At 33.7% G+C, this 11871-nt stretch carries 14 protein-coding genes; 11 read left to right on the top strand and 3 right to left on the bottom strand.

Translation table 11 applies throughout. From position 1 onward, the window contains the following. Positions 1-241 precede the first annotated feature (241 nt). Positions 242-604 carry a DUF3221 domain-containing protein gene (locus ACIQXF_RS03320; protein ID WP_402779056.1) on the top strand — a complete coding sequence of 121 codons (363 nt, stop codon included), beginning with the start codon at positions 242-244 and terminating at the stop codon, positions 602-604. 214 nt (positions 605-818) lie between these two features. On the opposite strand, the gene ACIQXF_RS03315 is transcribed toward ACIQXF_RS03320, so the two are convergent. Next, positions 819-1577 (bottom strand): YheC/YheD family protein, encoded by a 759-nt coding sequence (locus ACIQXF_RS03315; protein ID WP_402779053.1) that lies wholly within the window; start codon positions 1575-1577, stop codon positions 819-821. Positions 1578-1884: 307 nt separating this feature from the next. Here ACIQXF_RS03315 and aepX point away from each other — a divergent pair, with 307 nt between their 5' ends. The 9 genes from aepX (at position 1885) to ACIQXF_RS03270 (ending at position 10297) form a co-directional block, all read left to right on the top strand. Continuing rightward, positions 1885-2787, top strand: coding sequence for a phosphoenolpyruvate mutase (gene aepX / locus ACIQXF_RS03310; RefSeq protein WP_402779050.1), 903 nt, complete (start codon positions 1885-1887; stop codon positions 2785-2787). A gap of 4 nt (positions 2788-2791) precedes the next feature. Next, on the top strand, positions 2792-3919 hold the full coding sequence (aepY, locus tag ACIQXF_RS03305) for a phosphonopyruvate decarboxylase (RefSeq protein ID WP_402779047.1): 1128 nt from the start codon (positions 2792-2794) through the stop codon (positions 3917-3919). Between the two features lie 111 nt (positions 3920-4030). Further along, positions 4031-5128 (top strand): 2-aminoethylphosphonate aminotransferase, encoded by a 1098-nt coding sequence (locus ACIQXF_RS03300; protein WP_402779044.1) that lies wholly within the window; start codon positions 4031-4033, stop codon positions 5126-5128. Between the two features lie 275 nt (positions 5129-5403). Then, the gene (locus ACIQXF_RS03295) at positions 5404-5541 is read left to right on the top strand and encodes a hypothetical protein (protein ID WP_402779041.1); all 138 of its coding nucleotides are present in this window, start codon (positions 5404-5406) and stop codon (positions 5539-5541) included. A gap of 198 nt (positions 5542-5739) precedes the next feature. Then, positions 5740-6600, top strand: a complete 861-nt coding sequence (locus ACIQXF_RS03290) for an alpha/beta fold hydrolase (RefSeq protein ID WP_402779038.1) — start codon at positions 5740-5742, stop codon at positions 6598-6600. Positions 6601-7477: 877 nt separating this feature from the next. Then, positions 7478-8548, top strand: coding sequence for a DUF4085 family protein (locus ACIQXF_RS03285; RefSeq protein WP_402779035.1), 1071 nt, complete (start codon positions 7478-7480; stop codon positions 8546-8548). Between the two features lie 320 nt (positions 8549-8868). Next, positions 8869-9093 (top strand): hypothetical protein, encoded by a 225-nt coding sequence (locus ACIQXF_RS03280; protein WP_402779032.1) that lies wholly within the window; start codon positions 8869-8871, stop codon positions 9091-9093. Next, on the top strand, positions 9068-9265 hold the full coding sequence (locus ACIQXF_RS03275) for a DUF6241 domain-containing protein (protein ID WP_402779106.1): 198 nt from the start codon (positions 9068-9070) through the stop codon (positions 9263-9265). The genes ACIQXF_RS03280 and ACIQXF_RS03275 overlap by 26 nt, the downstream gene beginning before the upstream one ends. A 492-nt stretch (positions 9266-9757) precedes the next feature. Further along, complete coding sequence (locus ACIQXF_RS03270; RefSeq protein ID WP_402779029.1) at positions 9758-10297, top strand: hypothetical protein; 540 nt, start codon at positions 9758-9760, stop codon at positions 10295-10297. Between the two features lie 373 nt (positions 10298-10670). Here ACIQXF_RS03270 and ACIQXF_RS03265 read toward each other — a convergent pair whose 3' ends face one another. Continuing rightward, positions 10671-10715 carry a hypothetical protein gene (locus ACIQXF_RS03265; RefSeq protein ID WP_402779103.1) on the bottom strand — a complete coding sequence of 15 codons (45 nt, stop codon included), beginning with the start codon at positions 10713-10715 and terminating at the stop codon, positions 10671-10673. A gap of 123 nt (positions 10716-10838) precedes the next feature. Then, positions 10839-11033 (bottom strand): hypothetical protein, encoded by a 195-nt coding sequence (locus tag ACIQXF_RS03260; protein ID WP_402779026.1) that lies wholly within the window; start codon positions 11031-11033, stop codon positions 10839-10841. A 208-nt stretch (positions 11034-11241) separates the two neighbouring features. Between ACIQXF_RS03260 and ACIQXF_RS03255 the strand changes: the two genes are divergently transcribed. After that, positions 11242-11700: an immunoglobulin-like domain-containing protein gene (locus ACIQXF_RS03255; protein WP_402779023.1), complete on the top strand. Its 459-nt coding sequence runs from the start codon at positions 11242-11244 to the stop codon at positions 11698-11700. Positions 11701-11871 lie beyond the last annotated feature (171 nt).

Here is an 11871-nt window from a genome sequence, read left to right as displayed (position 1 = left end):
ATCTTGCGTTATTCATCTTAATTGAACCGCCGTATACGGATCCGTACGTACGGTGGTGAGAGAGGTCGGGGGTTAGTCACCCCCTCCTACTCGATTGAAAGTGACCCAACGAGCTTTGAGGTTTGCGTATAGGTTGTGTGTCTTCTTTAATTAAAGGGGCTATTCTACAAAGATAATGTTTAGTAGAATAAATACATATAACTTATTGAAACGAAAACCACAAAATTTAGTCTTATTATAAATGAATGGAATGATGATATTGAAAAAATATATCTTACTTTTATCTTTAATATTTTTATCAATAGGGTTATTGGGCTGTCAACAAAGCAGTAAAGAGAAGGAATTCAACAAAGAGAAGACAACTGAGGAAATAACAGATAAACCGACAATCATAGGCGAAATTGTTCAACTAGAAGGTGAAAGATTTTTAGTGGAAAGTATAACCGAGAAATTACCAGATGGGAGACCAGATGCGATATGGTTTTCAACTGATGAGATTGAATCTTTAAAAGTAGGGCAAAATGTTTCAGTTTGGACAACCGCAATAGAAGAAAGTTATCCAGGACAAGCAAGTGCTGACAAAATTGTGATTAATGAAAAATGAGAGAGATAAAACAAATATAATTGATAATATAGTTTGATAAAAATAACCTCTTCGGGTGAAAATATCCCAAGAGGTTATTTTTATGAAAAGGTGGGGTAAAAGTGTTTCCTGAATATAATCCTAAAAAAATTCAGAGTTATTAGAATCTATTGTATGCTTTAGTGATATACTAGGTTTTCGAATTAAATAAAAAATACGTCACTACATGTCAAACTTAGCCTTCATTTTGCATTTTCCTAATCTCAACAATTTTCTTCCAGATCGCCCTATCAATTTTGGCAAAACTACTTATGCTTGGCGTAGTATTTACTTCAAATAATATAGGTTTTCCTTTAGGATTTATTCCAAAATCAATGCCATATTCTCTACAAGGAAAGTGGGATGCTATTACTTCAGATGCTAAAATTGAATCTTCTTTTAGAGAATCTATTGTTTTATCTTTCTTTGTATTATCCATCATCATATAATCTGATAATAATTCATCAATCGGTATGACTTGAGAACCCCGATTTGAATTGACAATCCCATGATCCTCAGTTTCAATCCTTCCGTAAATTCCACCAATTATCCATTGTCCCTTTAGATTTTGAACATGAACACGAATGGATATTGAATCCTCATCAGGGGTTAGACTCATGACCCCCTCCTGTATAATATAAATCCCATTTAATTTATTTTCAAATGGATGAAGAACTTGATGGAAATCCTCAATTGCTGCCACGCATTTATTAATTTCTTCACCTTGCATAGTAAATCCGTTAAAACAATAGCGTCCATCTTTTCTTTTGTAGACTTTATAAATTGCTCTTCCTTGTCCGGTGTTATTATGTTTCACATAAACATACTCATACCTATTTAAAAAATAGATTAGGTTTTCTAGACTGTAAAGTGTTGATTCTGGAATGCAGTTAGTTGTTAAAGGATTTTGTTTTAAAAGTAAGATTTGTTCCCATTTTCCAAGTGCATTTTTCAATAAACACACCTCATTTCATAAGATATTTTTATTTAATGCTGTAGTTTTTCCTCTTATGGAGGTAATTGTATTGTATGTAAATAGGATTATCTTGCATGGGTGGGACTTGGTAATGCGATTAATCTCCCCCATGCTCCTGTTAGGGTCCCATAATCAATTTCTTACACTAGAAAAGTAGCATTGTAATTGTTTTCTATACATCCATTTTTTGGTTCTGAATTATTAGTTTCTAATGTATCTCTGCCCTGCTAATCTTTGCCTTAAGCCATATGATAATATGACATGTCGAGTTAGGAGGTGGGAGATATTGAAAAAAACAACGAAATTAAAAGAAATAATATATTCAGACAAACTTGAATTTTTAATGGAAGCCCATAACGGTCTTTCCGCCAAAATTGTTGAGGAAGTTGGTTTTAAAGGAGTTTGGGCAAGTGGTCTATCGATATCAGGATCATTGGGTGTAAGAGATAATAATGAAGCATCATGGACGCAGGTATTAGATATACTTGAATTTATGAGTGATACGACAACAATTCCTATCCTATTAGACGGGGATACAGGTTATGGGAATTTTAATAATGCTCGGAGGTTAGTTAGAAAACTAGAACAATTGAATATTGCTGGAGTCTGCATCGAGGATAAAGTTTTTCCGAAAACAAACTCATTTATTAATGGAGAAACACAACCTCTCGCATCGATTGAAGAATTTTGCGGGAAAATAAAAGCAATGAAAGATACTCAAGAGGATGAAGACTTTATGGTTGTAGCTAGAGTCGAGGCTTTTATTGCAGGCTTGGGATTAGATGAAGCCCTTAAACGTGCGGAAGCCTACAGGAAGGCAGGTGCCGATGCAATTCTTGTGCATAGTAAAAAGTCAGATTTTAAAGAAATTGAAGCATTTATGAAGGAATGGAGCGGAAGGCATCCAGTGGTGATTGTGCCTACAAAATACTATACAACCCCAACTGATGAATTCAGAAAAGTAGGAATAAGTACTGCAATCTGGGCTAACCATAACTTAAGAGCATCGATCACTGCTATGCAGAACATCTCAAAACAAATCCTAACAGATGAAAGTCTCATTCAAGTGGAGAAATCGATCGTAGGAGTGCAAGAGATTTTTAGACTCCAAAATGCTGAGGAGCTTCAAAAAGCGGAAGAGAAATATTTGCCATCAACTAATAACCAATCAAAATCCGAAACGGAGTGATGGTATGCTAAATACAAAAGAATTTGGAAATGAGCTGAAAAGACTTGGTTTTGACTTTTTCAGTGGGGTCCCGTGTTCATTTTTAAAGAATCTTATTAACTATTCCATAAATGAGTGTGAATATATTGCTGCAGTCAACGAAGGTGATGCTGTAGCCATTGCTTCAGGAGCATACCTAGGGGGAAGGAAATCAGTTGTTTTAATGCAAAACTCTGGTCTAACCAATTGTATTTCTCCATTGACTTCCTTAAACTATACATTTCAAATACCTATACTTGGGTTTGTGAGTCTACGTGGAGAACCCGGGTTAAATGATGAACCTCAGCATGAATTAATGGGACATATTACGACACAAATATTAGATCTCATGCAAATAAAATGGCAATTTTTATCTCCTGATGATAGTGAGGCAAAGAGGCAGCTTGAAGAAGCTAACAAGTGGATTGAAGTAAATCAACCATTCTTTTTTGTAGTGAGAAAAGGAACATTTACAAATGAAAAATTGAAGATAGAGCAACCTCTTAATCATAAAAATAAGAAAAAAGGTGAAAAAACTGGCTTAGATGAACTACCAAGTCGTTTTGACACTTTAAAAGTGATAAATGGACTCAAAAATATGAAAACAGTATTAATGGCCACAACTGGTAAAACAGGAAGGGAACTATATGAGGTCGAAGATTCTGATAATAATCTTTATATGGTTGGCTCCATGGGTTGTGTCGGTTCTTTAGGCTTAGGCTTAGCCTATACGCGAAAAGATTTAGATGTAGTTGTTATTGATGGAGATGGTTCCCTCCTTATGAGAATGGGAAGCTTATCTACAAATGGCTACTATCAACCTGAAAATATGCTTCACATTCTTCTAGATAATCAAGTTCACGATTCAACTGGAGGGCAAAATACCGTTTCTCACAATATTAATCTTGTCAACATTGCTGCAGATTGTGGTTATGAAAAGTCATACTATATCCATAATTTGCAGGAACTTGAAATGTGCATTCAAGAATGGCAAATGACAAAAGGGCTGACTTTTATTTATTTGAAAATCTCAAAGGGATCTAAAGAAGATTTAGGGCGCCCAAAAGTTACTCCAAGTGAAGTTAAAACTCGACTACAGAGATTTATTAAATAATTGTTCTAAAAATGAATATTTACAGGTTGATCTTGCCTTTAAAAGTAACTTAGTTGGAGGGGATAATTCGAACCACGTATAAAAGTGTCAAAAATTAAAGGGAGGAGTACCGTGAAGAAAATTAAAAGAAACATATTACTGAATCCCGGACCTGCTACTACAACAGATACGGTTAAATACGCACAAGTGGTACCAGATATTTGTCCTCGTGAAGATGACTTCAGCCAAATATTGCAATTTGTTACTTCTGAAATTACTAGTTTAGTTTCACAAGATAATCAATATACAACCGTTTTATTCGGTGGTTCAGGTACTGCTGCTGTGGAGTCAGTCTTAAGTTCAGTAATGATTGATGGGGTTTTAGTAATCATAAATAACGGAGCCTATGGAAAAAGAATGTGTGAAATTGCAGAAGCTTATCAGTTGGATTGGTTTGAGTTTTTAAGTCCACCCGATCAACCTATTAACTTAGATCAGTTACATTCATTTATTCAAAGTATTCCACGAAAAGTTTCTTTTCTAGCTGTCGTGCATAACGAAACAACTACGGGATTATTAAACGATATAGAATCGATTGGCTCCATTTGTGAAGAAAATGAGATTAATATGATGGTAGATGCAATGAGTTCGTTTGCGGCTATTCCTATTAATATGAGTAAAATGAAAATAAGTTATTTGGCGGCTAGTTCCAATAAAAACCTTCAAGGAATGGCAGGAGTCTCTTTTGTTATTGCTAAAAAAAGCGAACTAGAAAAAGGAAAAACAAAAAAGCCAGCAAATTATTACTTGAATCTTTATTCTCAATATTACCATTTCATCGAGACAGGTCAGATGCGTTTTACTCCTCCTGTACAAACTATCTATGCACTAAAACAGGCGATTGTAGAATTAAAAGCAGAAGGAATAAAAGAAAGATATGAACGGTATTCTAAATGTTGGGAAACCTTAATAGATGGCCTCTCTAGACTTTGTCTAAGATGTCTCGTCCCTGTCGAGCACCATTCAAAAATTATTACAGCAATAGTAGAGCCCGAAAGTGAAAAGTATAATTTTAAAGAAATGCATGATTATTTTTATGCTAACGGAATAACAATATATCCTGGGAAACTTTATCAATTAAATTCTTTTAGGGTAGCCAACATTGGTGATCTTAGCAAAGATGATATCGAGCTCTTTTTAACTTTATTAGAAAAATATCTGCAAACCTAAATTATTCATGGAACAGTGGAAAACCCACAACTTATGTAGGTGATATTTAATTATTTTAATGCTTTTCCTTGTTCAACTAACGGGTACAATAGCAGAAGAACAGAGCGGTCTTATAGACGGCTTTTTCTTTTGCTGCTAATGGGTACGATTGTTCAATTAGAGCAATCGCTTTTTACGCTAACGGATTTTAGTGCAAGATGGTTAGAAGGGAAATAAGTATATTAAAACGAATCTTGACTCTATAAGGGGAGAGTCAAGATATTGGGAAAACTAGTTTGATTTGGTTTATAATTGGAATTATTGCTTCCATTAATCAGGGGGAAAATGTTGAAACTTTTACAGAAACAAATAAGGTATTTTTAGTAAATTTAAGAGAAACAGGGCATTCAGAGAAAGCAAAAGAGCCTTATTAGCTGAGTAGGTTGGAATCAATATTTGATTTAAAAGCTATACGTGAAAAATTAGGATTTGTTAAATGGGGATTTGCGGGGCACTCAACTGGAGGTATATTAAGCATAGTTTATGGAATCTTAGAAGAATCAGTGAAGAACGGACTATAGTTTACATTTTACAAGAAATAATCATTCACCTTTAAAAGGAGAGGAATAGAATTGAAGGAGTTCAAAATAACAGTAGATAACTATACTTTTCACGGCTATGAACTTGGTGATGACAGCAGACCTTTACTTGTTTGTCTTCACGGAATGACAGGTGATTCTAAAAGTTTTTCTGGACTTAATAAATATTTAGTAAATGATTTTCATCTTATTCTTTTAGATAATCCAGGTCATGGAGAAACTGACTCACTAAAACTGGAGAAGGATTACACGTTTTCCTCTTTAGTAAAAAGAATTAATCAAGTAATACAGAAGATTTCCAATAAACCTTTTTACATGTTAGGGCATTCATGGGGTGCAGACCTTGCCTTAAATTTCACAAAAATCTATCCAAATAAGATAATAGGGCTTATTTTAATAGACGGAGGATATGTATTTCCTGAACACGTTGATGGGATGTCGGAAGAAAAAGCCTTAATGGGATGGAAGCAATATATTGAATCAAGTAAATATAGCTCTTGGGATGAGGTGGTAAAAACATACCAAAATTATACAACAAAACAATGGAATACAAACCTCAATTCAATAATAACCTCTAACTTTACGAAGGTTAAAGATAACTACATATTAAAGGCAGACAAATTTAGTATTCTAGCAACAATTAAGGCATTTTATAAGGAACCTTGCTCGACTACTTATGATAGTATTGGGTGTCCTGTCTTATTATTTCATGCAACAATTCCAACTACAGATTCATCTCGAAGTAAGGGGATACAAAAAATTAAAAAAAGTATTAATGATATAAAGGTAATAGGTATTGAAAACACCAAACATAACATTCATTGGGACTGTCCTAATACTGTTGCAAAAGAAATTCTATTGTGGAAACAGGAAAACAATCATTTAGTTTTTTGATACATTTTCTTTTCAACTAAAAGGAGCGAGAGGTGATGAACAATATATGGATATAGTTAACTCTTTTTCTATGAAAATAGGAAGGAATTTGTGTTGAGATTCTCTCTCTGGGGAATGTAACGGGTTGCTTTTCTTGAAGATTATAGAGTTGTATATGCAGCTTTTTTTCTTTATTGAACTAGCGGTGCAGGTTAGTTGAAGAGTGTTTTATAACTTTTGTTCAACAATCGGGAAATATTGTGGAATAACACTAAATTATCAATATATAGATATTTATGTTAATGTTTAGGTGGTATTGTAAAGAAATTTACTTAGACTAATAGGTCGGGGTAAGACTTACTAAGAAAGGAGAAGAATAGTTTTGTTAACTATACTCCCTATTATTCTTTTTGGTATTAGTCTCTTGCTTTGTATAACACTACTGATAAAAATGAATAGAATCCAGGAACATAAAATCAAGTTTTCTATAATCGTTTTATTTAGTTTTACCCTTCTTAGTTTTTTAATATTGTTGTATTTTTGGCTAACAGCAACTTCGTAACTAACGTCAATCTTCAACAATCGGGCGCATTTCTATAATAAGGAGTGTGTCTTTTTCCATTTAAGGGCCAGATTATAAAATTATTTAGACAGTTTAGTTTAATAAGAAATAGCAATTAAAAAAATGATATATTTAGAAATAAAGGGATGAGGTTTGCGAAATGAAGAAAATAGGAACTATCCTTTTAGATTTGCAACGCCATCAATTAATTATAAAGTAATCAACTACTTAAAGGTATTCTGAAGTTCAAGTCCCTTAGAGTCTAGAAGAATAAACGGAAGTATCTAATATATTATTTATTTATTATTTTTCGCTATACAACTAAAAAGGAGTAGAATGATGTTTTTCTTAACACGTGAACGACAGGAAGTATTCAACGCAGCACATACATATCCATTTGAGGAAGAGTTCGATGCTGAATTTGAAGATCATTTATATGAGCAATTAGCCGAGTATATAGATGTCTTACCACAAACGTTTCAGTCGGGAATTATTGAACGAACTTTATTCCGAAATGATACTTTAATGGAAAAATTCAGAGAGTGGTGCAATGTGACAATTGAGCAGTTCACAACTAAGAGTAATGCTATTTATGAAAAGCGTGAAGCAATTGTTGAACGCTTTAATCCGTCTGCACAAATCGTTTTTTCACAATCATTTCATGATGGTAAAATTTTAAATGCTGAGCAACAAGGAAATAATTTTACGCTTCTATTGGATATGAGTGGTGGGTTTACAGTCGAGTCAATTGTGCAGTTAGTTTTTCATGATGCACAAACAGAAGGTAATCTAGAAGGCTATTACGTGTATGACGAACTAATAATGATCGAAGGTAGATTTGCATTACGAGTTTTATCTAGTTTTGGTAGCCCTTATGCTGAATGGACGATTTTCTTCAAAGATGTGACAGCAAAATACTTGTATCGTCCTGCCGTTTATATTGAACCGGGAGAAGTCGCTACGTGGGATGATTATGTTATTGCGTTAAACCTAGATGACAAATACTATATTGTAAAAGATATGCACTTTGTAGAGATTGATTTGGCTACTCTTTCGCAAACGGATAATGGGATTTTTGCTGGAGGGGTATTACATGGTGATACCTTTGAGGAGGCAAGAGAGCGAATTTATTGTGCTACTTATAAAGATCCATATGCTCATTTTAGTGAGCCGATTCCGACTGATGAGTTGTTATTTGCTATGTTTGATTTAGACCAAAATATACGAGTACGTGCCTTCAACACGATTTTTGCACTAGGTGAGGATGCTACATATATCGTTAATGATGCGTTACGTAAAGTCGATGTAAGCGCAGATGAAAATATGTATTTTGGCATTATAGCAAGCCATTTCGATCAACTCGGTTGTTTAGACGATGATGTAAAACTGAAATGGCTTAGGGAATAAGAAGAGTGCTGTTCAAAACGTTCTCCGATTGAACAGCCTTTTGTTTTTATTTAAGCCAGAATAGCTTGAGATTTATTTTATCGTAAATTTTTTAATACCTGAAAAACATCTTTTCTTTTACTAGCCGAGTTAATAGATTATCCTACATTACTCCATTAAAGGGCGCTTTCCTGGAAACAAGGAAAGTGCCTTTTTAGATTAATTGGAGTTTGAAACTATCAATATTTTTAGGTTGTTGAATATCCTCGTATGATAAAGTCTTTCATTGAACATTATAGAATTTAGAATTAATAGATTTAAGGTAGGAGAGTGAAAGACACATGTTATTATCCGAAGCATGGAAAAAGTATCAACAGGATAAAAAAATCGAGGGATATTCATCACTTACATTAAAAACATATTGTTTTCAATATAATCTATTATTACAATTTTTTGGTGATATTGATATGAACGAATTTAATACAGATAAATTAAAAGATTATTTAATACGATCAGGAGACCACTTAAAGCCTTCTAGTTATATTAAAACGTTGGAAAAAGGGTGATTTTTCAATAGTTGACGATGATCTTAATGTTTTGATGCGTATGCAAGGGGGGGAACTGCCTGAAGGTGCAGCGTCAGGTATTGCTTCAGAGGAACAAGAGAGAGACTATATATTCCAAGTCTTCGCTAAAGAGGTAGATGAAGTCTTTAGAACGACAGAAAAACGGAATTAAATTATGTTTTTATTTCATAAAAAAGGCAGTAATGACAAGGGTTTATTCTTTGTTATTACTGCCTTCTTCTAATGGCATGGAAAGTCAAACTGTATGAACATGAATAAAACTAACGGGGCTTTTCTTGAAGATCATTGAGCTGTTTTGGACAGCTCTTTTTTCTTATTGTACTAACGGTGCAGTTTAGTTCAACAATTTGCTGTTTTAAACATCCTACACATATCGCTATGAATGAATATCTGAAAGAAAATGTGCAGCAGCGAAAGGGATGAGTATGTGAAAGAATCCGATTTATTTGAAACTTTAAAGGAGTTCATGCATCAAAAAATGGGTTGCCAGCAATCATATAGTATTACGAATGTACGTGTCAGAAAGATTTTGTACAGAAAGTGTAGTTGATTGATTGTTTTGTTGGTGCTTTTCAAATCATTGTTAGTAAGAATAGTGAATCTCTTTTAAAAATTTAGTAGAGTTAATTTAGGAGGGATTTTATTGGATAATAATCTATTAATTAGTAACATATTAAGGTTGAAAAGGAAATTAAAAATTAAAGTTAGTAAAGAAATTCAAGGATTAGAGTTATTTGAAGCTTTGCAATTAGAAGTGAGAAGTCTAAAGATTGTTACGACAACCAGTCCAAGTTTAGTAGAACTTGGAGCTATAACTCTCGCAGGATTTGCAACTTTAATTTCTATGACTGCATTTTATACAGGCTTTACTTTCGATACATCTTATTACTTTTCGGCAACAAAAGATGGAGGAATACCTGTTTCAGTCGGTTTAGCAACATACCTTATAAAAAACTCGCTTGATGCTAAATCATTCATTGTGATTAGCGTTATATATTTTGTTGGAGTTATATGTTTACTGTTTGCGGGTATCTTCCTTATGAAACAATCTCGATTATCCAAGAGGATGAAGGAATTAGAAATATTAGACTTTTACTTAGGAGCGTATCTCGATAGTGGGGATAGGAATAAAAATGACAGTTATCCTAATATAAATGATTCTTATAGTAGAGTAGACAAATAGTTTATGTGAAAAGATTAATGTTAATGAACAATATGAGTAAAATAATAAATAAGGTAATCCGCTACTTATTACGAATATCCATGAATTTGTGAAGAATCATACTTCAACTCCCATAAGCATCTTTCATTTTCTGTGGTGAAGTGCTGGTTTTTGCACTTCATGGATGGCTAACGGGGGCTTTAGTTAAATATTCGATTTACGAAATACCAAACATAAAAACAGAGTTGAATTCTACACATTTTGTAGATTAACTTTGTTTTTATGTTTTAACAGCAACAATATTTTTAGAAAACAGCCTAATTAAAAAAGCATTCAGGGAACAGTTCACCCTTGAATGCTTTTTCTTTTTCACTTCTTTTATTCAGAGTGGATTTTACTGTACAAGTCCAATCTGTCCATCTGTTAGCTTGACTTTAATACCGTGGGGAAGGGTGCTAAAAACATCCTAAATAATATCTCTGGTAATCTTCCCTTTTCGATCCTTTTTCAACAATATCAACAGCTTTGCCTGGTATTATGTCTTTCTGATATTGTCCGTATATTAGACACCCATTTTTCTACGGGTATTGCTTGTTTTTTTCGTTTGCTGGCTTTTCATTTTTTTTGTTGAAAGATCGGCATTCTTTTTTCCTTTATTAGCAGAGGAATGGTTCTTTTTCTTTTCAAGCTGCTGTTTCACTGCCTCTTGCAGGCTGATTTTTTTTGGGGGTACTTCAGATTGATTATTCTCGGTCATAAGAAATGCTCCTTTTTGAATATGATAGTTAGTCCAGTATAATCTATTTTCTATTATTTGTGAAACTTTCCACCTTAACTTACAACAAGTGAAGACGTTTTTTTACTAACGAGGCAGTTTAGTGAAACAAAGTTTTGAAACTTTATTCTAAAATCAATGTCTAAATATTAAAGGGGGAGACATTTTGAAAAGAATTTTTATAGTATTGGTGGTAATTAGTTTTGCATTAGTTGGTTGTTCCCAAGAACCAGAAGGTCAAACAAGAGAACCGACAACTGACTGGGAACCTACAATATACGGAACTGTTAACAACCTTGATGGAGTAACGATGATTGTAAAGAAAGGAACGGTCTCTTCTACTGGATTGACGGTGACATTTGAGAATAACTCCGACAAGCAAATCATCTATGGTGAACATTTTTTGTTGGAGAAGAAAATCAAACGGAAATGGTACCAATTTCCATTTGCCTTAGATGGGAACCACGCTTTTACGGATATTGGCTATAGCTTGGATTCTTCGGGTGTTAAGGAATGGAAAGTTGATTGGGATTGGCTCTATGGAAGTCTAGATAAAGGTGAATACCGTATAGTGAAAGAAATACTGGATTTTAGATACGCTGGGGACTATGATAAGTATCATCTGACAGCGGAGTTTACAGTTGATTAACTAAACAAAATTAGTAGGTAAGGGCGCAATTGTTCAATAGAGCAGTTGCTTCTTGTGATAACGGGGTAGGTTTGTTGAAGAAGAATATTTCCTGTTTTAAGCGAATTAGAATTTCAAACAAACTTTACACGTATACAGATATTGAAAATAACAGGAACATAGGAGGTATCA

The organism is Lysinibacillus sp. NPDC097231 (assembly GCF_044761885.1).
Taxonomy (GTDB): Bacteria; Bacillota; Bacilli; order Bacillales_A; family Planococcaceae; genus Lysinibacillus.
The sequence above is the reverse complement of the archived record's forward strand: the minus strand, read 5'-3'. Positions and strand labels throughout refer to the sequence as shown.